This window comes from Verrucomicrobiia bacterium, from assembly GCA_026414565.1.
Lineage (GTDB): Bacteria > Verrucomicrobiota > Verrucomicrobiia > Limisphaerales > Fontisphaeraceae > Fontisphaera.
On the sequence record JAOAIT010000017.1, the window covers coordinates 100,817 to 125,029 of the forward strand.

A 24,213-nucleotide genomic window follows, 5' to 3' on the forward strand; every position below is an offset into this window, starting at 1 on the left:
ATGGCCGAAATCGAGCTAGCATCTTTGTTTGGTAAACTAACGGTACTGGGTTACCGGGAACTGACAAATGCTTGGCAGTATGCATTCCATCGTGGAGACCAGTCTGTCGAGCTGGTACATTGGCTCCATCAAATATACATGGGGGAGGACTCCGATTTACATCGAGTAGCGCGCCATTTTAGCATGGATTGCGCGCGTTTGATGAAAGACCTGACTCGTGCGTTGCCCGAAAAGAAGCGAGCCAGTTCCGGCAATCCTGGATTTTCCCCGCAAGTGGAGGAAGCCGTCGAACGGGGTTGGGTTTATGCAACCTTGCTTTTTAAGGAAACTCGGATTCGCACAGGTTGTTTGATGGTGGCCATTTTAAGAACACGCAATCTCAGGGAGACATTGTGGAATTTGTCAGACCAGTTTAAACGAATTAAATGCGACGAACTAAGTGATGATTATGGAAAAATATTAAGCGACTCACCCGAAGCCACGATGGACTCCATGGAAGGAGGAGCTTTGTTGGGGGATATGTCAGGCGTTGTCTCCGCAGCAGCAAATGGTATAGACCTCTTTAAGGAAGGCAAAACAGCAAATAAGGAAGGAGTAGATGGAGTGGTGCCCGTTGGTCCTGGATCCGCTCAGGCGCCGCGACGAAGCGCACTTCAGAAATTTACTGTAGATTTAACTGAAAAGGCAAAGAATGGGGAATTAGACCCGGTGATCGGCCGCGAAACTGAAATCCGACAAATTATGGACATCCTAATGCGTCGGCGTCAGAATAACCCCATTTTGACAGGCGAGGCTGGAGTAGGGAAAACAGCCGTTGTAGAGGGATTTGCACTCAAGATTGCCGCGGGTGAGGTGCCGCCAGCCTTGCGTGATGTTTCTCTAAAGATGTTGGATTTGGGTCTCCTCCAAGCGGGTGCAAGTGTGAAGGGAGAGTTTGAAAATCGCGTCCGGCAATTAATTGATGAGGTCAAGGCATCTCCCAAACCTGTTATCTTGTTTATTGATGAAGCACACATGTTGATCGGGGCTGGGGGGGCGGCTGGCCAAGGTGATGCGGCTAATCTTTTTAAACCTGCATTGGCGCGTGGTACTTTGAGGACGATCGCTGCTACCACTTGGGCTGAATATAAAAAGTATTTTGAAAAAGACCCAGCGTTAACCCGGCGTTTCCAAGTAGTCAAAGTAGAGGAGCCTGATGAGAATAAGGCCATAGCGATGCTGCATGGGCTAAAGGAGGTTATGGAGCGGCATCACAACGTCCAAATCTTGAATTCCGCCTTTGAAGCGGCAGTAAAGCTTTCCCACCGTTACCTTCCCTCGCGGCAATTACCTGACAAAGCCATCAGCCTTCTCGATACTGCTGCCGCTCGGGTTTCTATAAGTCAGCATGCCATCCCTCCTGAAGTAGAACAATGCCGCATAGAGATAAAAGAATTAGTCAAGCAACAAGAGATTCTACAGCGTGAATACGCGTTTGGGGTAAACCACGAGAAGCGGTTGAAGGAAAACGAAATCAAGCTTTCTGTTTTAAGGCAGCAACTGGAGGAAAAGGAGGCTGCGTGGTCCAAAGAGCGAGAGATAGTTGGCCAAATATTGGAAGTGCGGAAAACATTATTACTAAAAAAGACCTCAAGTGCCGACCATGGCCAAAGGGTTGGCAGCGACGACCGGCAATTGGCAGAGTTGCGGGACAAACTAACTATCCAGGAGGCCTTACTCAAAACCGTGCGCAGAGAGGTTCCTTTGGTCATGGATTCAGTAGACGAGCAGTCAGTGGCATGCGTTTTGTCGGATTGGACTGGGATTCCTGTGGGGCGAATGGTAAAGAATGAAATAGAAGCTGTTTTACATTTGGTTGATGCGTTGGAGACTCGGATTATTGGTCAACGTTTTGCCCTAGAAACCATTGCTAAACGCATTCAGACTGCCCGAGCGGGGCTAGATAATCCAAATCGCCCGATTGGAGTCTTCTTGTTGGTTGGTACGAGCGGAGTTGGCAAGACGGAAACGGCGCTGGCTTTGGGCGAAGCCCTTTACGGAGGTGAGCACAACGTCATTACCATCAATATGAGTGAATTTCAAGAGGCCCATACGGTATCCACCTTAAAAGGTGCACCGCCGGGGTATGTCGGATATGGGGAAGGGGGCGTGTTAACTGAAGCCGTGCGCCGGCGACCTTATAGCATTGTGCTTTTGGATGAGGTTGAGAAGGCTCATCCCGACGTGTATGAAATCTTCTTTCAGGTTTTTGACAAGGGCTGGATGGAAGATGGGGAGGGCCGCTACATCGACTTTAAAAACACCATTATATTGCTGACCACCAACGTGGGTAGCGAACAGATTCATAATTTATGCAAGGATCCCGAATTGTGCCCCGACGCCGAAGGATTGGCAAAAGCATTGCGCCCTATTTTACTCAAGACATTTCCAGCAGCTTTGCTCGGCCGAGTGGTGACTGTTCCGTACTTTCCCTTAAGCGACTCAATTCTGAAAAAAATTGTACGTCTCCAGTTGGATCGTATTATAAAGCGTACAGCAGAAAACAAAAATATTGCCGTGGAATACGATGACAAAGTTGTAGATTTGATTGCTTGTCGATGCACCGAAGTGGAAAGCGGGGGACGAATGGTTGATGCAATATTAACCAACACACTGCTACCAGCCATTAGCCGCGAATTCTTAATCCGATTGGGAGCCGGACGCTCACTCAGTAAGGTTAAAATTAGCGCGGATAACACCGACTTTTGTTATGAATATATTGATTGAACACTATGGATTCATTTTATAATAGTCCTCAATAGAGCCAAAGGCAGGCATGAGCAGGCCCTTCAAACGAAGCAGGGGACCCCTTGGTATCGGAACAGGCGCGCCAAGGGGGGCTGAGGTCTTTCCAATCGGTATTAGTGGCGGGTGTGCCTCCGTCCTTTGGAGAATACGTGATGCACATTTCAAAAGATTATATCCTTATCCCCACGGCTTACCTTCTAGTGGGGAGACCTTGACGAACTTCCTGCCAAAAGAAATACTTTTAAGTGAGCCCGAGGCTCTGGAGTGCGTGAAAATGGCATTTTGGGGCAGAAAGGGCGAAGCCTCGAACAGCGGACGGTGGAAGTTGTTGGCTGTTTACGAAATCAGTACTGGCAATCTGCGGGCGGTTCTCTTGCTCCCAAACCGACCTGATGAATGGCGGGTAGTACTCGCTTATAGCGGAGCCATATCTAAGGTGCGTAATATGGTAAGTAACATAACTGGATGGCTCAGTGAAAGAGAATTAATGGTTTCGACTGTACAGCCCTATTTGATAGCATCCAAACTGGCACTTTATTTCAAGCTGAAATATGGCAAACGGTTGGTCTTGGCTGGTTATTCGGAGGGTAGCCAGCTTGCCCAGTTTGCCAGTGCTTGTACTAATGTTCCTGGAGTGGGAATTAATTCCGCGCAGCTCCCTGAAGCGATACGCAGGTATCTCCAGCAGTACACCACGCTCCATGGGTCAGGACGTTTTCTGTTGTATAACCGCGGAATTGCGTATACCCAAGAGGATGCTAACAAACAAATGGACGCATTCATCAACATTTCCCAACTGGTTTATTTATGCGAGCTACTCAACACAGCGTCATGTGTTTCCGAAATTTGACTCAATCTATGGGCTGTCCTAAGTTGAAAAAAATGAATGCGCATCGGGCAGAGCAAGCACCACACCATTCAAGTGTAAAATAAGCCAATTGAGATCTTATGCCAGCCAAACAAGAGCATCGCCTGCTGGCGCTGGGCACCCCCTTGGGACCTAATGTACTTTTGGTTCAACGTCTGGTAGGCTCGGAAACCCTTGGTCGGCTTTCGATATTCCATTTGGATCTGCTAAGCGAGCAGGCCGGTATCAGCTTTGATGCCATTGTAGGACAAAATGTCACTCTCCGAATGGAGGTGAATAAGGGTCGCACCCGGTATATTAATGGATATGTGGCACACTTTTCACAGTCGGGTCAGATAGGAAGCTACTTCCGTTACCAGGCGACAGTAGTTCCCTGGCTTTGGTTCCTTACACGGACATCTGATTGCAGGATATTTCAGGAAATAAGTGTTCCGAATATTATCAAAACCATTTTTCGTGAAAAGGGATTCACGGATTTCCGTGATCAATTAACCAGGTCATACCCACCACTGAATTATTGTGTACAGTACCGTGAATCGGATTTTAATTTTGTCAGCCGCCTGATGGAACAGGAGGGAATATATTATTTCTTTGAGCACCAAGAGGGCAAGCATGTGTTGGTTCTTGCCGATGCCATGAGCTGCCATGCATCCATTCCCGGTTATTCAAAAATAATGTTTCGCCCTCCCTCTTCCATGGCGCGCGATCAGGAGACTATTAATGATTGGATCATCGATCAAGAAGTGCAGTCTGGTGTTTATATATTGAATGATTACGATTTCACCAAGCCCCGCAGCAATTTGGTGGCCAAGGCTGAGATGACTCGGGCACATCCATTTTCCAAGCTGGCGGTCTATGACTATCCCGGTGGTTATGAACAGTATGCCAGTGGCCAGGCATATTCGCGAGTCCGGCTCGAGGAATTGCAGGCTTTGCGTAAGGTATGCCGGGGACAAACGACGGTTCGTGGCTTGGCGGCGGGCTACAAGTTTGCGTTGGTGGATCATCCAAGAATGGACCAAAATCGCAATTATTTGGTAGTCTCAACCAGCTTCCAGGCTGTATCGGATACGTTTGAATCAAACGAACTGGGGAATCTAGGTGATTTCTTTAATGGCAATTTTACCGCCATTCCAATTGAAGAAGTCTTTCGCCCGGCTCGACTCACTGCGAAGCCAATTATCCAAGGGCCCCAAACCGCGTTGGTGGTGGGGCCGAAAGGGGAGGAAATCCATACCGACGCATACGGACGGGTAAAAGTTCAATTCCATTGGGACCGCTATGGCCAGGCAGATGAAAAGTCATCATGTTGGGTGCGAGTATCTCAAAATTGGGCTGGAAAAAAGTGGGGCTCAGTTTACATCCCACGCATTGGCCAGGAGGTAATCGTTGAATTTTTAGAAGGTGACCCAGATAAACCAATAGTAACTGGGTGCGTATACAATGCTGATGCCATGCCTCCTTATGAACTTCCAGCGGAGAAAACCAAGTGTACATTAAAGAGTAGCAGTTCCAAAGGTGGCAATGGTTTTAACGAAATACGGTTCGAGGACAAAAAGGGAAAGGAACAATTGTTTGTACACGCGCAACGTAATTATGACATCCAGGTCAGACAAGACCGTATTGAGACGATTGGGAGAAACAGGCATTTAATTGTCAAAGGGCACAAGCTAGAGAGGATTAATGGAAACCGTCACGAGATCATTGGCAAATCTCACTATGAAAATATTGATCAAGATCACCACGTTGAAATTGGTGGTGAACAGGCGGTTTTGATTCGGGGCGCAAAGAGCCTGACTGTTGATGGCAATGTGACGGAGGTATTCCAGGCCAATCACTCGGAAGAGGTCTGGTCTGATTATTATCTTGTCGCCGACAACCTGGTGCTTGAGGCCAATTCCAACATCACAATCAGAGTCGGCGACTCATTTATTGCCATCGAAAAAGGAGGAATTCGTATTTCAAGTCCAGGACAGATTGCTATCGAAGCAGGTGCGAATGTCTCGGTTAAGGGTAACATGGCCACAATTAAGGGGCGTGGATTGGTGGTAATTCAGGGAGGATTGGTCAAAATAAACTAGCTTATATATGAATCCCAAACGCGGACGCGCACACAAAGTTGTCCGGCCAAAGCGGCCCACAATGGCGGGGTTGGCTGATACGGCTGATCCTGGTGGTGTAACAGTAGTGGATAAATCTCCCGTGAGGCGCCGCTCGGAGTGTTTGGGTACCTCCGATGTTTTGGAGTACCAGGCAGGTGGTTCAGGGCCGATACCTTCAGATTTGTTTGCCTTCCCTCCACCAGTACCCCAGATGGAATCCGAAAAGCCTTGCGGAATTGGAATATTCAAGGTCACATGTCAACATAAGAAGGGAGGTAAAAATCGCGAGCCAAATGAATGCGGGGTGTTACAAGTGGTGCCAGAATGCCAGTCCAATATTAGCTTGGATGTGACATTTTGTGAAAAATTTCATTTTGCAGGCAGTAAAGCATGGGGGGGTAACGAGGAGATTTACATGGAGGTCAAGAGCAAAGACGGCCAGCCGGTCAACCGCAAGCAGACCTGTTTGACAAATGGCGTACCACCTAGTGAAAGTATGTGGAAGAATGGCGCCAAGCGCACAGAGGTGGTGCCCGCTCCAATTAATAATGATTTATGGCTGATTGATGCTGATCCGGATATCTACATGGCATATGGTCGCGGCTGTGATGATGTATACCATGCAGTTCGAATTGAAGTATTTCCCAGTCAGCAATATCAACTAGATTTTGATTTGGATTCTATTGATGATCTTGCTGATGACATAAACAAAGACTTGAAAAAACTATGCACTTATACTTTCGGTATTATAGAAATATTTCCACAGATTGCGCCAGCGGCTGGCAGTTGTGATGTCAAGTGGGGCTGGGCCGAGAATGACGATTGGCGGGTATTTCACTTAGTGGAGGTTAATGCCGCTCTTCGGCCCATGTGTGGCGTTAGCCTCGAGATCCTGCTTAGCTTGGTAACATTAGTTGCTGCCAAGGTGGGAATACCTCCGGTATTCACGAAAAATGTCATTCGCAAATATTTAGCTGATATTTATCTTCAAGTGGGTATTGGCGTATCAACATTTCTTGAAGGCAGTATAACCGGGAAATTCTTCCGTCATGGAAAGGATGAACTAAGCGGCAGCGTGCGGATTGGCGCCGAGGGTAATGTAACAGTCACTCTATGTGCCCGTATTGGCCACGAGTCCGTTGTTTCAGTCCAAGTTGAGGGGGGCGGAGAAACGGGTTTGAGCGGTCAGAATGAGTTAGAATTGAATAAAGATGGGCTCTTTTTATCTCCTAAGATTGAGATTGGCGGGCTTGAGGTATTTGTTGGGGTTGAACTAAAAGCATTCAAGTTCGAAATACTTTCCGGAGAGTTGAGATGGCAGATATTCGAGCCTTTCCAAGTATTTCCAAACCCTAATAGGCCCTTTGAACCTTACCGGCTATGTGGAAAGGACCGTTAACAAAAACTTGGAGCTAGATAATAAAAATATGCCTGGCACCTCTTACACCTGCTTATATGTTGAATTAAAACATTTGATGGCTTATATTAAGTTGAATGGCGCTCCTTTATATCGCGACCCAAATGGAGTAGGGCTTAAGTCGGTTCGAACTGTAAATGAATGGATAATGCCCGGCAAAAACCAAATTAGTACATTCTGGCATTGGCCCACGGAAGTGGCATATAAACCGGGTATTGCGAGAGCTAATGTTTCAGTATTTGTATCTGATCCTGAGTCAACCATACCCAAGCCGTTGCACATCCTAGCCCAACATCGATGGCCGATGCCTGACAAACCAGAGGCGTACCCATACGAATCCAGTTCAATATTCGAATTGCCTGGGAATCCTCCTACTCGCTTGTGGGTTGACGCTGAACCTTTGCCCGATAAGTTGTCCCCCAGGGATAGGCAGACCGCCCTGTTGTTGGTGGAGCAGTTGGCTGACGCCATAGAACGTCAAAACCTGGATGATATTATGGTATTGGTTGACTATAAAATCCGTGAGGACGCTTTAGCTAACGGTCATGATCTGGAGCATTTACGCCAGAGCATGCGTGAGCAATATCAATTTGTTCTAGAAGAGCCAGGGCTAAAACGGCAGGTCTTACCGGCTGATTCATTAAATTGTATGGTCATAGGTGGAAACAAACTGGCACGTGTGCAGCAGGCTAATTGGGAGGAGGCGCTGATATATCACTCCGAGTCCTGCCGTTTTAAATTTGATATCTATGTTGCGAAGATTGAAGGAAAATGGCTAATTGTCCGTTAGATAGAACTCCGCCCTATTCATTCACGTTATGCCCCCAGCTGCGAGAATTGGAGATATGCACACATGTCCGATGGTGAACCCGGGTGCACCGCCTATTCCACACGTTGGAGGACCAATAACGGGCCCCGGCGTTGCCAACGTGCTTATTGGTGGCCGTCCTGCTGCCTGTCAGGGAGATATGTGCCTTTGCGTGGGGCCACCCGACACTATAATTCGAGGTTCAACTACCGTTTTAATTGGAAACAGGATGGCCGCCCGAATGGGAGATAATACTGCCCATGGTGGGGCCATTGTGAGCGGTTGTCCAACGGTATTGATTGGAAATGCAGCGGGAGCGACTGGCGGCAGAGCCGCTTAGGCCATGATAAAAGGGACGGATGATTAGAGGGAAGCATTTGTTTGTAAAGTGCCATTTGCCCTGAGCAAACTGCTTTAAGAGAGGTCTCATTTTTGGACGGAAATTAAAAAAATAGCCGAGAAATATGGTCAAGCCTTATTGTGAAGAGCTGGGAGGGTCCTCTCGGTAGGGTGGACCGTACCCAAGCTTACGATGCTTTCCCTCATTTGTTTGTAGATGAGTCAAATGGATCAACTATGAAAATGGAATGCTCTGGCGGTCTGCAGCGCAGGCAACATGCTTGGGCGTACGGTTGGGAAGATTGCACAAACAACCTAGAATAACGGGTGTGCCCATGAATTCAATTAGCTAAAATACCCACCATTTGGCCTATGCAAGAAGTGACTCTTGATATGACTTAAAATGGTTGCTTCAGCAGCAGAAAATTCTGAATCATTGCCTGATTGGGGCTACTTAAGCCCCACAGCCCGAAAGATTGCAAAGCTGGGCCGGACGCCCTGTGAGCAGGCTAGGGCACTCAATCAGCAGCAGCTTTCGTATGACGCAGTTAAGGCACTGGCGTATGGTTTGCCGGAACAAAAGGCCGTTACGTGGGCATGTGCCAGTGCGGAAAGAGTGGCGAATCCCGCCAACACTGCCGATGGGGAAGCACTCCACGCGGCCAAGCAATGGGCGATGAATCCGACCCCCGAGGGGCAAAAGGCTGCCGCCGAAGCTGCTGCGAAAACCGGTTTTCAGACGCCCGCCGCTTGGGCGGCGCAAAGTGCGGCGTGGGCTGGTTCTGGTGCTGGATTAACTGCCCAAGCGGTTGTAGGGGCGGTGATGCTGGCTGCCGCGCAGGCTGGCAAACCAATTCCAGCCAGTGGAGGAATCTTACCTCCTTCGCCAAGCCTAAAAGCACCCGCGATAGACCCTGGCTTGGTGACGGATATGAAAATGCCGGTTCAAAAATTGCCGGCGACCAGCTTAACTGAGATTTCACAAGTGCCCGATATGGGGCCTGATGGTTTAAGCCTGACGCTGGAACAACGGAGAGAGATGGCAAAGAATGTTGAACCATTTCTAGATTTAGGTTGCGATGTAGGGCAGGGCAAAGGTCCTTGGGGTTCGTCCGGCCTCATGGGTGGATTACCCTGACCAAAATCTGATGGCTAAGAAACGACGCTCTTTTTCACAGATGGTGAATATTGGACAGAAGTTTCTGCTGCGGGACCTGCAGCTTGAGAAGCGGCTAATATTTGAGCTTGACAGTGGCCTTCAATTGCTTCACTAGGGAATTTAGGCTAATCAAAATAACATTAAAAATCAAAAATATGAAAAAATTAATGAGTTGGGCAGTCATTTGCCTAAACATGGCCTTGGTCGCCATTTTCACCGGCGGTTGCGCGAGGGCTCCCAAACCTAAACCGCTTAATGTATGCATTTTGAAGAAAAATGTGGGGCAAATTGAGGTTGACCTGGTGGCAGTCCCTTTGGCCATGGTTGAAAAGGTGCAATCCATGAACGTTGACGAATGGTTTGACAATCCCAAGGGATTGCGGCAAACCTTTAAGGAGAAAGGGCTGCTTCGTGAACTGAAGTTGCCTGAGGGGGAAAAGTTTCAATTGCGCTCACAAGATCCTGAGTGGGGTAAATGGATCAGGAATTATGGAGTCACCCACCTAGTCATATTGGCAGACTTGAATCGACAGGTGGTAAAGAAAAATATGCAAAGCGATATTCGCATGTCTATTATTGACCTGCGAAATCCAGCATACAAAAAGGCAGAGTTGATCAATGTCGAAGTTGTGCGTGATGCGGCTGCGCTGATTACGACGCAAAGATAACCCATAGATTTTGTCGGCTGCAAAGGCCATAGCAACTGCGTGCGCGATTTGTTTGAACCATACATCATATCCAAGGAGGTGCCTGAGGGCTTCGAGGTATTTCACCGTGACGATCACGGGAGACAAAATCGTTTATTATTACGTTTTGCAATTCGGTCGCAGCAGTTACCTCAAGGTTTGAAAGCGGGTGAGACCGAGGCGGAACGAGTCATTGAGGCCATCAAGTGTCAGCAGAAGGTAGTTTTGCTGGGGGCAAAGCACCTGGCCCCAATATATTACTTCCATGAAGACGAGCGTGGCATCTGGTACGTAACTGACCGGTTTCGCGGCACGGTAGAGGACTGGGTTACCTCCGGCTGCAATCACACGCGTATTTATACTGTGGTCTCGGATGTTCTCGCTGGCCTCAGCGAATTAATGAGGAAATCGAGTCCACCCCGCGGACATGGGAACCTACAGACCAGCACTGTTTTTTATCAGCGGGGAACTTGGCTAAAACGTGAGCGTTATGTCTTGTCGGATCTAAAGCCACTGCCTGCACATGCTAATATGGATGATGTGATAGGCAATGACTTGCAGGCATTGGCTAAAATAATTTATCTTCTTATAAAAGGCCAGCCGCTTCCTGACGAATCCTTAAATCCGGAAGAGGAGTGGAGTTCACTCAGCGACCTGCGTAAAAGGCGTTTCACCAAAGCTCAGGCGTTGCATTGGTTCCAAAAGTGCAATCAACTTTGCAACCATGGCTACCACCAATCAACAACGGCTTGAGCAGTTTGCTCGCCAGTATAAGCCTCGCTGGTCTTATAATACGCTCCCTATACTAGGCGGCGCAATCGGCCTCTTGTTGTTTGGGTGCATTTTCTGGATTTTCTTAACTGATGTTCGGTTCCAAGTCCATCCACCGCTTATGACTGTTGTTTCGGGGGAGCAGGTAAATTTTCGATGTGAAGTAAAGGGGCTGCTAGTTAACAGTGAAGTCCTACAGATTAAGTTTCCCAACGAAGCGGAAACCGACTTCGGCGTTCTAACAACAAACAGGAAACTATGTCGGATCATTTATGATTGTGTGTTTAAGGCTCCGAATTATCCTCCTGGCCGCCACAAATATCGCATTGAGTGCAAGAAGGGAAAAAGAATGGTAGGTTCACAGACAGTTGAGATTGAAGTGATGGGAGTGGCAGCGCTTGAATTTGTTGGCTTGGCTGACCTATATGAGCTTACCGAAGGGGCAAGCCATGAAATATCATTCAAGATCCGCAGGCGAGATTCCAAAATGCTGCAGATTAGCAATATTTCCATTAGTTTTTTCACCAACCTCTACCTGGAAACGAAAACAGCCTCACCGATCCTTATTGATGGATATTCACTTCAGTTAACTAACATTATTCGTCCAAGAGCCGGATGCTTTACAAATGTGGAGGAATATCAGATCCCGATATGCGTTATCCATGGGGAGGGCACATACTCAAATATCCTGCGTGTAAGGGTGAGCCCAGCCATTGCGCTACAAAAGCTGAATAATATAACCGCATTAGAGGGAGAAACACTAGATATAAGTATCATGGTAAAATCGGAATTAAAGAACCTATCATACGAAATAGTCCAACAACCAAAACGTGGTATTATTGCTGACAAGACTGGCCGTGTTGTTAATGGTCTCATAAATATTAGATACCACAGTCCTATATATTCTTCGGATATGTGTGACAGTTTTTGCATCAGGGCGTTTGATTCAAATTGCACTTCAGGAACTGAGTGTTTAAATGTGATTATAAAAAGTAACAAGCCACCAAGGATGGTCAATCATACAATTCCAAGAGAAATAAAAGTCAACGAGACTAAACAATTCCACATCGAGCTGGAGGATGAACGGGTTATAAATAAAACGAATCTTACATGGCAAGTTAATTCATTCCAAATTAATGAAATATACGACTCAGGTGAAATCCAAAAAAATAAATATTATTTTTTATTAACCGCTCCATCAAGGGCAGGTGAGCACTGGCTTCGGTTTATAATCGATGATGGAGTGTGGAGGACAACAAATAATATGCCTATATGGGTCACAGACACGCAAGTCATAACTATCCCTGATAATGTCAAAGTTGTTGAGAATGGTAGTACAAATATAATATTCTCTATTATGCATTCGGATGGAAATAAAATGACAGATTACGAAATAGAGCTTGAGAACAATGATACAAAGGAATACAGGGCAGTAACTCATGGCAATAGAGAGGTCACCATAAATGGAAAAGAAATGGGGACAAATATTCTTTCTGTACACGTAAGAAATGGCAACACATCATTGACCTCAATGGTGACTATCGCTGTCGTGCCATGGATCGTTGCATCCAATGCAACAACAACCGTACTTGCAGGAGAAAGTAGTGTAATAAAGATATCGGTTGGAAGCAGTCGAACCAATGGTCTTGTTTATGAGTTAATCGGGGAGACAAAATTGGGCAACTTTGAAACTAATGGAAACTTCAATTTGGAAGGAAATATAGCAGAAATTCCTTATAACGCTAAAAAGGATATGTGGGGATATGAGAATATTTCATGGAGAGCAAAAGGATACGGAAACACCTCCGAATTGGCACGCATTTCAATCAAAGTTGAAAAAAATGAACGTCCAATAATCATTAATGCTACCACGAATGTTTTTTTAATAATGGATTCGCTAATCGAAACAAACCTTCCAGTGACATTCAATGATGACCAACAGAAAATTTTTAATACCAACGTCATCACACAACCGGAGGGCATCTGCTCGGCAAAGCTTTCGTTTGACAATGGAGAGAGAAATGTAGTAATTAACGCTTTGGCTGCTGGAGATGCAAAGGTAATAATAACAGCCTCAGATGGAGTATGGTCGGCAACAAATATAATATTCGTAACGGTAAAGCAAACGGAGCCCAAGGAAAGCCGGTATTTAGATTCCTTATGGACAAATGAAATTGGCATGATATTCGTATGGGTGGACGGGTTGCCAGGGGGAGGCAAATGGGATGATATAAAGACTAATGGGGCATGGGTTGGTAAAGCAAAGGTAACGTATGAGCAGTATAAGAAGGGTATAGAGCTATTAAAGAAGGTTATCGGTGGGGAGGCCATCCCTGTTTTGCCTGCTCAAATTAAGAACCCATCACAACTGACGAACACCTACGAGAAAGTTGAGAATAATGCTGTGCATAATATAAGTCCTATAGACGCGGCACAATATTGTGCTATCCTTAACACGAATATACCACCCAGAGATCTTCAATGGAAATATGATTTATTAAATACAACACAGGCCCAGTGGTGTGGGATTGCAGTGAGGGGAAGGGAGGACAATATAACGAACATTAAAAATCAGAATAGGACGACAATAAATCTAGAAGGAATTGATGCCTGGCCCTTCGAGTGGCTACATAAAATCAACGCCTATTCAGAGAAAGGTAAGTTAAGTTATCGGTGGACCCGAGTCAATCCTAATAATAGTGAGTACACCCTAGGAGGTGGTATGGCAAACACCAACGCAGGTATGCGGTTGGTTATTCTACCTATGCCCAAGTAGGGCCGTAATCGCTTGGTGTACCTCGCGATTTAGCGTCCAATCATTCAAAAGTAGCCTTCGGGTGTCGGTCATAATCTTGTCCAAATCTTCCAATGGTTGGCGATAGATAAGTTCCGGAGCTTCTATGTCACCATCACCAAAGTCGCGGGCATAACTTTCTGGAACTAAACCGGGAAACAATCGCAAAGCCAAAGCAAGACATCGTGACCATAGCTTTAGAGGCGTGGCATTCGCTGCGTCAGCAATATCAAGTTCGTTTACAAGAAGACGATGCGGGCCCAGCGTCGAGAGCCAGCGTAACCCCCCTGTTGAGCTCTCAGGGTGTGATGAATTTCGTTCCTCCTCCAGCAAGTGGTGGATTCGTTGAGACAATTCTAGTGGGCGGCTAATATTTTTGGATACTTCCTCCGCAAGGTTGTGCAGGTGCTCAAGTGTGGAGAATAAAGAATGGCTATCGTGTGCCAGCAGGCACCGAAGGCACAAGAGGCCACAGGCGTATAAGTCGTAGCCGCTGCCGAGGTTGGGAAGAAGCCGAATGCGTGCCTGAGGGAAGAAACTGCCCCCTGGCTTGCCCAGAAGCTTCTCCCATTCAATGGCCAATGACTGAGGTTTGGACGTAACTTGATAAGACCAATGTCCTGTCGTGGCAGTGGGGGCACACAAATCAATATCGGCTAACAAGTTTAGTTTGCGGTTGTTGGCGGACAACGTGAGAAAGAGCAGGTCGCGAGAAGATGAAGAGATTGGTTTTTCTGGCAATCTTAACACACCTTCCACAACGCATTTGCCGTCGTGAGCTCGCTTTTCAAAATTCACCACGGAAAAGGAGCCCATGCCGCTGTAAACGGAACCAATGTCTGCCGGAACAAAATCGCTGGCATCTACAACTCCAGTGCGAATAAAATGCTTAATCGCGGCATCTCCAATTTTGATAATGCGGGCCTGGCCCGCCCTCGCCAGGGTCACGTGGGCTGTCCAGGCAAGAGGCAGGCCAGTATTGACGGAGTTAAGCCCTAACCTGAGGCTGTTCAAGGAGATATTAAGAAATGGCGCTCCCATGATACGCGTTGCGTCATGAAATATTCTTAGGGCGGAGGCCATTACGCAGAGCTTGAGGTAAAGTACTTCGATGAGGTGTGTCGGGGTGTTTGGTTGATGTAAAAAAGCATGGCTGACACCCCAGCGGGTTTGCTTTGGCATTGATGATTGACCGGCATTTAGCGACGCACTGCATTCGGGTTGTGAAATAACATCAACTCCTTCGGTCAGATGGGCTGCCGTTGGTACAGCGAGTTTTAACGCATTGTAATCCGGTAAGTCCGGAAGTTTGCCTGATAAAAAATCAAGGTAATGTTCAAGGGCCACCCCTCTCAATAAGCGACAGAACATGAACCCTCCTTGCGGATTAAAGGGTACAAAATCGGCCGCAATTAACTGGGAGGTGTATTGGATTTGTGGATGAACATTTCCACCCTCTTCCAAAGCTAAAAATACTGGTTCCTCTCCTTTGCCTGGGACGTACATAAATCGCTCAAGCGAATGGTCAAACTCCGGCAGCCCCGCTTGCTTGAGCAGTTGGTTGTCCACGCAGAGGCTCCATGGCTTTCCGGTTTCGGCATCTTGAATATACTGCAAGCGCCTTGTTTGTGGTGAGAACCATATGCCGGGAGGGTGAACTGTTTCAAAACCGGTTTCGATTACGCTAGCGGGGTCCAATTGCTTAAAAGTTTTGAAAACGTTCTGCCATTGTTCATCCAGCAACCGATTGTTCAAATTGCAGGCCAGGTATTCCGGCATGTCTTGAACACGGCTGACATATTGAACCCAAACCTCCAAGAAGCTGAGAATCCTTCCGGCTCGATCGGTCTGGCAGCCAAGGTAGCAGAATCCATCCATGCACTCGCGCAGCTTGAAAAAATACTCGCCTGAATCATCTGGCTGTTTTCGCACCAATACGCATACCCGCAGGGGATGGTAGGCCCACTCCGCTACCAATGGAACTGCTTCCCAGTCATTCATACTGCTAGTCTAATCAATAACACAAGTAAATCTTTGACCACAGCCATCTGCGATAAGGTTATTTTTGAAGTGGATAATTTGTGCTTTTGTGTTGAGGTGGCCACCAGCGCAGAATGGATTTCGCTTGTGGATTCCGCACACCGTGAAGGGGCCGGGCCATTACCAACAATAAAAACTGATTTGAAAAAGACTTGATGTTGGTAATTCGGCGACGGTGTAAACCCAAATGGACTCACCCACCTTCTGGCCGGGTTTGGCAAGCGTGGCGGTTGATTATAAACCGATGCTTGGAATGGTTGAAAGAGCCTGTTGGTGGCAGGACGGAGCGGGAATCGGCGCGTTTCTTGCTGCCAATTCAAATTAGAGGCTGGCTCTTCCTTTGGAGGCAAATTAGTCGCCTGGAGCACTTGTGGCTGAGACCGCAGAGTCAAGTCTGTTTGGTTTACGCTGGTACTTCCAAGGCCATGGAGCGGTGTTTGGGTAACAGCCTGCAGCCGGATGTTTTTTGCTGCGACATCCAACCTGTTTTTAAGGTGATAGGGGCGCAGTGGATGAGCTCGCCCGAATGATGTCAGCGTTTGTCTCGTCTCACGTGATGCAGTCCTCCACGCTCTCTTCCACAAATAATGGGCCACAAGAACACGCGCTACCCTGCGAAAAAAAGACGGTGTTCCAGTTTGTAAGCTATATTGAGGCTCTTGCGCCCCTATTGGCGGAAAAATTGGAAAGGCCTTGGATGGGTGAAAAGCCATTTTTAAGAAACATTGATTCTTAGCACCACGGCGACGCTTGTGTTGTAATTTCAGCGATATCTTCAGAAAAAGGCTTAAAAGAAGTTAAATCCTTGATTCGAAGGTTAACCGGTAACGCTTGGCTTTCGGGTCATGGCTGTCATGGCCGTTCATGATTTTCCGGTTTGTTAAAAACAACGGTACATTTACACCCCTATGTCTAACATTAAGCCCATTAACGTGTCCACGAAATAAATTAGAACTTCAGCGGCGATGACCTTTATCATGTGGTGCTTGGAATTTGCAAGGGGGGCAGTTATTACAGTCGAAAAAGGAGGACCGTCCATGGTTACCAGCCATTTTTTCATAGAATTTGCTTAGCAAAGCGAAAGCATGGGAATTGCAGATTATCCTGCTGCGGCTGGTGCCCGGTACAAACCGGCGGCTCCTTTACTGGGGGGCTTTAAATTCGGAGCAGCCAAATCAAAGCTACAATTCTATTATATCGGTTTTAGGTGTCAATCTGCTTTAGCTCGGCCGTTTTTTCGACTTTTTCCTCATGCTTTCTCCTCCAAGGGGTTTTATTACATCGTAATTAATTTGGTAGGAGGGGGGAATTGGGGGTTGACTGGTGGGGTGGGCGACGGGAGAATGGTGTTTCAAGCTGGAAGTTCAGGCAGGGCCGCCGAGGGGGCGGTTTGCAGCGCCGCAGGAGCAGCGATTGTATGGCTGATTTTTTTCAAACAGGCGCCATCGCCACGTTGCACCGGCTGGGGACGCCCAATCTCCACCGGTTGGAAAGTGAGCTGCGGCAGTTCGCGGAGGAGTCGCCCATGGCGCTGGTGCTGCCGTGTCATATTCGGGAGGTGGGGACGCGGGCGCTGCGCATCATCGCGCGCGAGCTGCGGAATGTGAATTATTTGCGGCAGGTGGTGGTGGGGATTGACGGCGCCACGCGGCGGCGGGACTGGCTGCGGGCGCGGCGTTTTTTCGCGCAACTGCCGCAGAAGCCGGTGCTCTTGTGGAATGACGGGCCCCGGATGCAGGGGCTGCTGGCGCGGCTGGAGGATGCGGAGCTGTCGATCGGCCCGACGGGGAAGGGGCGCAATGTGTGGCTGTGTTTTGGCTATGTGCTGGCCAGCGAGCAGGCGGCGATGGTGGCGCTGCATGATTGTGATATTCTCACGTATTCGCGGGAGCTGCTGGCGCGGTTGTGTTATCCGGTGGCGCATCCGAGTTTGGGCTTCGATTTTTGCAAGGGCTATTATGCGCGGGTGAGTGACCGGCTGAACGGGCGGGTGATGCGGCTGCTGGTGACTCCGTTGTTGCGGGCGCTCAAGAGCATTCTTGGCCCCCATCCGTTTCTGGTGTATCTGGACACGTTCCGGTATCCGCTGGCGGGCGAGATGGCCCTGGATTTGGATTTGTGCCGGCGGGTGCGGATTCCGTATGACTGGGCGCTGGAAATTGGGATGTTGGCGGAGGTGTTTCGGAATTCCGCGCCGCGGGCCATCTGCCAGTCGGAGCTGTGCGATAATTATGATCACAAGCACCAGGAGTTGTCGCCGCGCGACGAGGACAAGGGGCTGAACAAGATGGCGGTGGACATCGTGAAGTCGCTTTACCGGCGCATGGCGGCCGAGGGGATCAAATTGGATGCCGGCCTGTTTGATACGCTGCTGAGCGCCTACATGCGGCAGGCGGAGGACAGCCTGCGGTTTTACGCGGCGGATTCGGCGCTCAACGGTCTGGAATATCCGCGCCATGAGGAGGAGAAGGCGGTGGCCATGTTTGTGCGCAGCATACGGGTGGCCACCGAGGCGTTTCAGCGCGATCCGCTCTGGTCGCCGCTCATTCCGAATTGGAATCGGGTCATGTCGGCGCTGCCGAATTTTTTGGAGGAATTGCGGCAGGCGGTGCAGCAGGACAATGACGAGCCGGCGTCTTGAGCGCGGCCGCTCCGCGACGGGTGGTGGAGGGGGCGGATGTGGGGCGCGGCGGGAGGCTGGCCGTGGGGCTCAGCTTTCCGCCGGGGGCATGCCGGGAGCGGCGGCGGGGCCGCCGGGGCCCTGGCTTTGCGGGGGGAGCACCACCAGGTTGACGGGGTAGCGAATTTTCATCACGTCGTCCACCAGCACTTCCACAAAATAGGTGCCGGGGAGGTTGAAGGTGACGTTGGGGAGGACGGCGATGTTGATGGCGTGGCCGTTGGGGTGGGACAATTCGAAGAGCACTTCGCGTTTGGCCAGGACGGTGGCCTGGTCGGGGGCCACCAGGCGCAGGGTTTCGCGGAAGCGGCCGAGGCCGGCCGTCCAGCGGTTGAAGAAGATGACGCGGCCGGCGGTGACGGGGAGGGCGGGAACGACGATGGCGTTGATGACGCCCACGAGGATGAAGTTGCCGTTGGCCTCCTGCCGGATGTCTTCACACAGGAGGGAGCATTGCAGGTCGGGGAGGATGCGCGTGGGTTCCATGATTTATTTCAAAAGCAGCCAGGGAGGGGGTTGAGGTTATTGGGCGGCGGCCATTTCGGCGGCGCGGACGGTGTTTTGCATGAGGACGGCAATGGTCATGGGCCCCACGCCGCCGGGGTTGGGGGTGATGCGTCCGGCCAGGGGTTGGACGGCGGGAAAGTCCACATCGCCCACCAGGCGGGTGCCGTCTTTGGCGGTGGGATCGGGGATGCGATTGACGCCCACATCAATCACCACGGCGCCGGGTTTGACCATGTCGGCCTTGACGAAGAGCGGCACGCCGATGGCGGCGATGAGGATGTCGGCCCGGCGGCAATGGCTGGCGATGTCGCGGGTGCGCGAGTGGCAAAGGGTGACGGTGCTGTTGGCGTGGGGGGCTTTTTGGCAGAGGATGGCGGCCATGGGTTTGCCGACGATCTCCCCGCGGCCGAGGATGACGACTTCGGCGCCGTCAGTTGGGATTTGGGAGCGGATCAACAATTCCTGGATGCCGGCGGGGGTGCAGGGGCGGAAGCCGGTGGTGTCGCCCAGCATCAACTTGCCGACGTTGACGGGGTGGAAGCCGTCCACGTCTTTGTGGGGGGCCACGGCGGCGTAGATCACCTGATGGCGGATGTGTTTGGGCAGGGGGGCCTGGACGAGGATGCCGTGGACGGCGGGATCGCCGTTCAACTGCTGCAGCAGCGCGAGCAACTGGGCCTCGGTGGTGGTTTCCGGCAGGACATGGGTGACCGAGCGAATGCCCAGGCGCTCGCTCATGCGGGCTTTCATGCCCACATAAACCCGCGAGGCCGGGTCTTCGCCCACGCGGACAAAGACCAGGCCGGGCTGCACGCCGCGGGTCTTGAGGGCGGCGACGCGGGCGGCGGTTTCCTGATGCAACTGTTCCGCGATGGCACGGCCGTCAATCAGATTGGTCATAGCGGCAAAAGGGGGCCGGGATTACTCGACGGGCTGGATGTCTTCCGGCTTTTGGATGCGGAGGACGGGCGTGTTGGGCCAGCGGCGGTCCAAGCCTTCCTCGCCGGTGACCAACACGCGTTTGTCGCGGTACTGGCCGAGCACGATGTTGGTGGTGGCGGGGTGGAGGTAGTTGATGACTTTGCGGGTGTCGAGCGACTCGAGCACGTACCAACTGGGGGCGTTGAGGTGGACGGTGTAACGGACCAGGCCTTCGCGGGTGACGATGCGCCGCGGGGCGGCTTCCACTTCCACCACCAGATTGGTCGCCGGGCCGGTGGGGGGCACGCGATAGCCGCGAATCTTGGCGAGGTTGCGCTCCTTGGCTTCCGCTTCTTCCTTGATCAAGTCCGGCAGGGGCGCCGGCGGGGTCACCGTGGTGGGCGGATTGGTGATCACCGGGGGCGTAATGACCACCACGGTGGGCGGTGGCGAGGTGGCCGGAGGGGTGACCACCGGGGGCGGCGTGACCACGGGAGGCGGGGTGGGCTCCACCGGGGCCGGGGGGGTGACTGCGACGGGCGGGGGCGCCGGGGCGGTGAAATACTCCGCGGCCACGTAGCCAAAACTGCCCATGGGCGGGGCGATCTGCAGCCATTCATCCTTCTGGCGGATGAGCTTGAGTTTTTCGCCGCGTTCCACGCGCCCCACGATGCTAAAGTTCTCGCCCGGGCCGCTGCGGACGTTGAGGCGGGCGGCGTTGACGGTCATTTTGTTGGTGTCCACAAACTGTTTGTGCACCCACACGGGCACGGTGGGCGGCAGGGCGATTTTCAACCAGTTGGTGGAGTCGCCTGCCTTGGGTTTGTCCACGCGCACGACCTCGAGCACGGTAACGCGGTCGCCGGTGTTCAACTGGCCCAGCACTTCACTGGTGGTGGAGGGCTGGCCGCGGACGTTGATGCGGTCGGTGCGGGCGGTGCGAATGTCCGGGTCGCGGGCGGTATCAGCCCGCAGGGCGGGGGCGGACAAAGCCAGCAGGAGCAGACCGCTGAGGAAAAAGCGTGATGAGCGTTTCATATCGTTGCCTGGGCAAGTAGAGAGCGAATCTCGGCGGGTGTCAACATCCGCCATTTGCCGGGGGGCAGCTCCCCCAGTTTGAGGGGGCCGATTTGCACCCGCGCCAGCCGCTCGATGGACCAGCCCAGCCGGGCCAGCAGGCGGCGGATTTCCCGGTTTTTTCCTTCGTTGAGTTCAATTTCCAGCAGGCTGTGGCGCTGGTGGGCCTCGAGCACGCGGGCGCGGTGGGCCCGCAAAACCTGGCCGGCATCGCGCACGCCGCGGGTCAGTTGGGCCGGCAAATCGTAGGGCACCCGCCCCTCCACCAGCACGTGGTACTTTTTGAGCACGCCGTAACGGGGATGGGTCAGGCGCAGGCAAAACTCGCCGTCATTGGTCAGGAGCATCAACCCCTCGCTGTCCCGGTCCAGCCGGCCCACCGGATACAGGTGCCGCCACTCGGGCGGCAGCAGGGCAAAAACGGTGCGGCGGTTTTCGGGGTCCTGGCGTGTGCAGAGGTAGCCGGGCGGCTTGTGCAGCGCCACATGCAGCTTGCGGCGGGGCCGTACGGGCTGGCCATCCACTGTGACCTGAGCCACGGCGGGGTCCACGCGGGCTCCCAGCTCGCGCACCACCACGCCATTGACCGCGACGCGGCCCTCCAGGATGATGGCCTCACTGGCGCGCCGCGAGGCCACGCCGGCATCGGCCAGCCATTTTTGCAGACGCACCAGCATTGGTTAAAAGCGGCACCGCCGCCGCCCGGCAGCCTGTAGGGCCAACGGGCCGTGGAGCGGCTCTGAGCCGGCAAGATGCCGCTTAGACCGGCGGCTTGGTCTTGCGCAGACCGGTGACGCGGTCGCCTTCCTTCCATTGACCGCGTTTTTTGAGCAATTCCACCCGCTCGTAGCGTTTGAGCACATTGCGTTTGGCGCCGGTGGTGGCGGCGGCGCGCAGACTTCGATGTTGCGACATAAAATCTTAATCCATCGGTTCAATCGTGGCCTGCCCGGCCCCCTGCGGCCCCTGGCAAGCGGGGGGCGTTTGTAGCACAACTGACTTTGCCCTGCCAACGGATATTTTGCAAGGGAACGCAAGCCCTTAACGCCCCCTGCCCAAGATTTCTCCCGGCCGGAAACCGCTTTTGCTCTGCGGAAGCTTTGCCGGCCAGCCGCGGGGGACATGCAGGGAGTTGCCTGATTTAAATACTAATTAATAGGCGGCTTCGAGGATGGCGAGGCGTTCCTGCGGCGTCAGGGGGAGCGGATTGGCCTTCATGCTGCTGGCCTGGGCGGCTTTTTCAGATATTTCCGCGAAATGCTCCGGCCTCAGGCCGTAAGTGCGCAGCGGGGGGATGCCCAGGTCGCGGCAAAGCTCCTGGACCCAGCGGATGCCGTCCTCGGCTTCGGCGGCGGGATTTTGGGTGAGCAGGCGGGCGACGATTTGGTAGCGGGCGCGGACAGCACGCTGCGGGGCGCGCGTGTCGGCCGCCTGCAAATTGATCCGCATGACGTGCGGCAGCAGGGCGGCGCAAACCGCGCCATGGGGAGCGGCGAAGCTGCCGCCCAGGGGCGCCGCAAAACCGTGAACGGCGCCCAACCCGGCGTTGGCCAGGGCCATGCCGCTGAACAGACTGGCCAGGGCCATGTCCGTGCGGGCGTCCAAATCCTGGCCGTGCGCAAAGGCGCGGCGCAAGGCGCGCCCCACCCGCCGCAGTCCTTCTTCACATAACGCATCCACCAGGGGATTGGCGCGGCAGGAAACGTAAGGTTCAATCAGTTGGGTCAGGGCATCCATGCCCGTGGTGGCGGTGAGGGAAGGCGGCAGGTCGCGCGTCAGCTCTGGATCCACCACGGCCACGCGGGCCAGCAATAGGGGACTGCGCAGGCTGACTTTGACGCGGTGCTCCGGCGAGGCCAGCACGGCGTTGCGCGTCACCTCCGTGCCCGTCCCCGCGGTGGTGGGGATGGCCAGAAACGGGGCGGGCGGGACGGTGAGCGGCTGCCCACGGCCAATTACCTCCAAATAATCCAGCAACTCGCCGGGGTTGGTCATCAGGGCGGCGATGGCTTTGCCGGCGTCCAACGCGCTGCCGCCGCCGAAGCTGAGGACCACCTCGGCGCCGGCCGCGCGCGCAGCGGCCGCGCCCTGACGCACATGGTCCACCGTCGGCTCGCCCGCCACGGGGAAGAAGGTGCAGGTCATGCCGGCGGCCTGCAACAGGTGTTGCAACGGCTCCGCGCGCTCGGGATGGGCGCCGGTCACCACCAGCGCCTGCCGGCCCCAGGCCCTGGCCAGCGGGGCGGCTTCGCCCAGGCAACCGCAGCCGAAGAGAATCCGCCCGGCGGTGGCAAACTCAAAGCGCATGTTACCAGCCGCCATCGGCCGGGAAGAGGTTGGCGTATTTCACGCTGGAGCGCGGCGTGGCCATCATGGGCGCCACGGTGTCGCGCCAGAGGGCGTAATGCGCGGTGGCCTTGTGGGCGGCAGGGGCCTCGGGTGTGCGATAGACCTCGACAAGGACAAAGCGGGTGGGGTCATCGGCTTGTTGCACCACATCGAAACGCGCGATGCCCGGCTCCTGCAGGCTGGCACGGGCATTGGCGAGGGTGGCCTCCTTGAAGGCCTCCACGCATTCCGGTTTGACGTGGACGTGCACGTGAACGACGAGCAGACTCATGGCGTGAGGACAGGATGAGCTTTGCGTGCCGGATTAATACATGATGGCGTGGGCGACATCTTGCGCGGCGGCCTCGCCGGCCAGTTGCCGCACCAGTTCCAGTCCAAACTCCAGCGCCGTGCCCGCCCCGCGCGAGGTGATGACGGGGCCGTCCACCACCACTTTCTCCGCCGCCAGGGCCTGGGGCAGCTCGGCGTGCACGGAGAAATGCGCCGTGAACCGCCGGCCGTCCAGCAGGCCGGCATCGGCCAGCACGGTGGGGGCGGCGCAAATGGCGGCTACCGGCTTGCCGTCCGCCACGAACTGCCGCGCCAGCCGGGCGGGGCGGCCATCGGCGCGGAGGCCTTTGACCCCCGGGCCGCCGGGGATGAACAGCAAATCAAAGGACTGCCCCTCCACGTCCGCCAGGGCGGCATCGGCGCGCACGGTGACATGGCAGCGGCCGGTGACCCACGGCTCGCCGGTCAGCGAAGCCACCACCACCTCGATGCCGGCTCGGCGCAAGAGGTCCACCGGGGTGAGCGTTTCGATTTCCTCAAAGCCCGGCCCCAAGAGGCATAACACGCGTTTGGACATGGCCCCAGCATAATGAAATCTGCGCCGCTGGCAATGGCCCAGAAAGAGGGGCCTGGCCGGC

20 protein-coding genes are annotated in these 24,213 nt (G+C 52.8%); 11 read left to right on the forward strand and 9 right to left on the reverse strand.

Annotation, left to right across the window (positions count from 1 at the left end; translation table 11 throughout):
- From tssH to N3J91_04240, 10 genes are all read left to right on the forward strand, one after another.
- A complete protein-coding gene (gene tssH / locus N3J91_04195; protein ID MCX8155640.1) occupies positions 1–2,766 on the forward strand; it encodes a type VI secretion system ATPase TssH in 2,766 nt (921 codons plus the stop codon).
- A 232-nt stretch (positions 2,767–2,998) separates the two neighbouring features.
- Positions 2,999–3,637: a hypothetical protein gene (locus N3J91_04200; GenBank protein MCX8155641.1), complete on the forward strand. Its 639-nt coding sequence runs from the start codon at positions 2,999–3,001 to the stop codon at positions 3,635–3,637.
- Positions 3,638–3,735: 98 nt separating this feature from the next.
- Complete coding sequence (gene vgrG / locus N3J91_04205) at positions 3,736–5,736, forward strand: type VI secretion system tip protein VgrG (protein ID MCX8155642.1); 2,001 nt, start codon at positions 3,736–3,738, stop codon at positions 5,734–5,736.
- Positions 5,737–5,743: 7 nt separating this feature from the next.
- On the forward strand, positions 5,744–7,156 hold the full coding sequence (locus N3J91_04210) for a hypothetical protein (GenBank protein ID MCX8155643.1): 1,413 nt from the start codon (positions 5,744–5,746) through the stop codon (positions 7,154–7,156).
- 28 nt (positions 7,157–7,184) lie between these two features.
- A complete protein-coding gene (locus N3J91_04215; GenBank protein ID MCX8155644.1) occupies positions 7,185–7,964 on the forward strand; it encodes a hypothetical protein in 780 nt (259 codons plus the stop codon).
- Between the two features lie 28 nt (positions 7,965–7,992).
- A complete protein-coding gene (locus N3J91_04220) occupies positions 7,993–8,322 on the forward strand; it encodes a PAAR domain-containing protein (GenBank protein MCX8155645.1) in 330 nt (109 codons plus the stop codon).
- Between the two features lie 402 nt (positions 8,323–8,724).
- Complete coding sequence (locus tag N3J91_04225) at positions 8,725–9,459, forward strand: hypothetical protein (protein ID MCX8155646.1); 735 nt, start codon at positions 8,725–8,727, stop codon at positions 9,457–9,459.
- Positions 9,460–9,635: 176 nt separating this feature from the next.
- Complete coding sequence (locus tag N3J91_04230; protein MCX8155647.1) at positions 9,636–10,148, forward strand: hypothetical protein; 513 nt, start codon at positions 9,636–9,638, stop codon at positions 10,146–10,148.
- Positions 10,149–10,187: 39 nt separating this feature from the next.
- A complete protein-coding gene (locus N3J91_04235; protein MCX8155648.1) occupies positions 10,188–10,919 on the forward strand; it encodes a hypothetical protein in 732 nt (243 codons plus the stop codon).
- 139 nt (positions 10,920–11,058) lie between these two features.
- Complete coding sequence (locus N3J91_04240) at positions 11,059–13,713, forward strand: hypothetical protein (GenBank protein MCX8155649.1); 2,655 nt, start codon at positions 11,059–11,061, stop codon at positions 13,711–13,713.
- On the opposite strand, the gene N3J91_04245 is transcribed toward N3J91_04240, so the two are convergent.
- On the reverse strand, positions 13,696–15,732 hold the full coding sequence (locus N3J91_04245; protein MCX8155650.1) for a hypothetical protein: 2,037 nt from the start codon (positions 15,730–15,732) through the stop codon (positions 13,696–13,698). The two genes, N3J91_04240 and N3J91_04245, sit on opposite strands and share 18 nt — an antisense overlap.
- 1,456 nt (positions 15,733–17,188) lie before the next feature.
- Between N3J91_04245 and N3J91_04250 the strand changes: the two genes are divergently transcribed.
- Positions 17,189–18,412, forward strand: coding sequence for a glycosyl transferase (locus N3J91_04250; GenBank protein MCX8155651.1), 1,224 nt, complete (start codon positions 17,189–17,191; stop codon positions 18,410–18,412).
- A gap of 69 nt (positions 18,413–18,481) precedes the next feature.
- Here N3J91_04250 and N3J91_04255 read toward each other — a convergent pair whose 3' ends face one another.
- The 8 genes from N3J91_04255 to N3J91_04290 all read right to left on the reverse strand — a co-directional run bounded on the left by N3J91_04255 (position 18,482) and on the right by N3J91_04290 (position 24,152).
- Positions 18,482–18,937, reverse strand: coding sequence for a hypothetical protein (locus N3J91_04255; protein ID MCX8155652.1), 456 nt, complete (start codon positions 18,935–18,937; stop codon positions 18,482–18,484).
- A gap of 36 nt (positions 18,938–18,973) precedes the next feature.
- Positions 18,974–19,858: a bifunctional 5,10-methylene-tetrahydrofolate dehydrogenase/5,10-methylene-tetrahydrofolate cyclohydrolase gene (locus N3J91_04260; GenBank protein MCX8155653.1), complete on the reverse strand. Its 885-nt coding sequence runs from the start codon at positions 19,856–19,858 to the stop codon at positions 18,974–18,976.
- Between the two features lie 21 nt (positions 19,859–19,879).
- Positions 19,880–20,917, reverse strand: a complete 1,038-nt coding sequence (locus N3J91_04265) for an SH3 domain-containing protein (GenBank protein ID MCX8155654.1) — start codon at positions 20,915–20,917, stop codon at positions 19,880–19,882.
- Positions 20,914–21,633, reverse strand: a complete 720-nt coding sequence (locus tag N3J91_04270) for an rRNA pseudouridine synthase (GenBank protein ID MCX8155655.1) — start codon at positions 21,631–21,633, stop codon at positions 20,914–20,916. Before N3J91_04270 ends, N3J91_04265 begins: the two co-directional genes overlap by 4 nt.
- Positions 21,634–21,715: 82 nt before the next feature.
- Entirely contained in the window at positions 21,716–21,871 is a 156-nt protein-coding gene (locus tag N3J91_04275; protein ID MCX8155656.1) for a small basic protein, read from the reverse strand.
- Positions 21,872–22,108: 237 nt separating this feature from the next.
- On the reverse strand, positions 22,109–23,278 hold the full coding sequence (locus N3J91_04280) for an iron-containing alcohol dehydrogenase (GenBank protein ID MCX8155657.1): 1,170 nt from the start codon (positions 23,276–23,278) through the stop codon (positions 22,109–22,111).
- Positions 23,265–23,576 (reverse strand): antibiotic biosynthesis monooxygenase, encoded by a 312-nt coding sequence (locus N3J91_04285; GenBank protein ID MCX8155658.1) that lies wholly within the window; start codon positions 23,574–23,576, stop codon positions 23,265–23,267. Before N3J91_04285 ends, N3J91_04280 begins: the two co-directional genes overlap by 14 nt.
- 33 nt (positions 23,577–23,609) lie before the next feature.
- Positions 23,610–24,152: a DJ-1/PfpI family protein gene (locus tag N3J91_04290; GenBank protein MCX8155659.1), complete on the reverse strand. Its 543-nt coding sequence runs from the start codon at positions 24,150–24,152 to the stop codon at positions 23,610–23,612.
- Between the last annotated feature and the right edge of the window lie 61 nt (positions 24,153–24,213).

What these genes read in the sequence shown, in the direction of transcription:
- tssH (MCX8155640.1), top strand. Translation starts at nt 1, where the DNA reads ATGGCCGAAATCGAGCTAGCATCTTTGTTTGGTAAACTAACGGTACTG.
- vgrG (MCX8155642.1), top strand. Translation starts at nt 3,736, where the DNA reads ATGCCAGCCAAACAAGAGCATCGCCTGCTGGCGCTGGGCACCCCCTTG.
- N3J91_04210 (MCX8155643.1), top strand. Translation starts at nt 5,744, where the DNA reads ATGAATCCCAAACGCGGACGCGCACACAAAGTTGTCCGGCCAAAGCGG.
- N3J91_04215 (MCX8155644.1), top strand. Translation starts at nt 7,185, where the DNA reads ATGCCTGGCACCTCTTACACCTGCTTATATGTTGAATTAAAACATTTG.
- N3J91_04220 (MCX8155645.1), top strand. Translation starts at nt 7,993, where the DNA reads ATGCCCCCAGCTGCGAGAATTGGAGATATGCACACATGTCCGATGGTG.
- N3J91_04225 (MCX8155646.1), top strand. Translation starts at nt 8,725, where the DNA reads ATGGTTGCTTCAGCAGCAGAAAATTCTGAATCATTGCCTGATTGGGGC.
- N3J91_04230 (MCX8155647.1), top strand. Translation starts at nt 9,636, where the DNA reads ATGAAAAAATTAATGAGTTGGGCAGTCATTTGCCTAAACATGGCCTTG.
- N3J91_04240 (MCX8155649.1), top strand. Translation starts at nt 11,059, where the DNA reads ATGACTGTTGTTTCGGGGGAGCAGGTAAATTTTCGATGTGAAGTAAAG.
- N3J91_04245 (MCX8155650.1), bottom strand. Translation starts at nt 15,732, where the DNA reads ATGAATGACTGGGAAGCAGTTCCATTGGTAGCGGAGTGGGCCTACCAT.
- N3J91_04250 (MCX8155651.1), top strand. Translation starts at nt 17,189, where the DNA reads ATGGCTGATTTTTTTCAAACAGGCGCCATCGCCACGTTGCACCGGCTG.
- N3J91_04255 (MCX8155652.1), bottom strand. Translation starts at nt 18,937, where the DNA reads ATGGAACCCACGCGCATCCTCCCCGACCTGCAATGCTCCCTCCTGTGT.
- N3J91_04260 (MCX8155653.1), bottom strand. Translation starts at nt 19,858, where the DNA reads ATGACCAATCTGATTGACGGCCGTGCCATCGCGGAACAGTTGCATCAG.
- N3J91_04265 (MCX8155654.1), bottom strand. Translation starts at nt 20,917, where the DNA reads ATGAAACGCTCATCACGCTTTTTCCTCAGCGGTCTGCTCCTGCTGGCT.
- N3J91_04270 (MCX8155655.1), bottom strand. Translation starts at nt 21,633, where the DNA reads ATGCTGGTGCGTCTGCAAAAATGGCTGGCCGATGCCGGCGTGGCCTCG.
- N3J91_04275 (MCX8155656.1), bottom strand. Translation starts at nt 21,871, where the DNA reads ATGTCGCAACATCGAAGTCTGCGCGCCGCCGCCACCACCGGCGCCAAA.
- N3J91_04280 (MCX8155657.1), bottom strand. Translation starts at nt 23,278, where the DNA reads ATGGCGGCTGGTAACATGCGCTTTGAGTTTGCCACCGCCGGGCGGATT.
- N3J91_04285 (MCX8155658.1), bottom strand. Translation starts at nt 23,576, where the DNA reads ATGAGTCTGCTCGTCGTTCACGTGCACGTCCACGTCAAACCGGAATGC.
- N3J91_04290 (MCX8155659.1), bottom strand. Translation starts at nt 24,152, where the DNA reads ATGTCCAAACGCGTGTTATGCCTCTTGGGGCCGGGCTTTGAGGAAATC.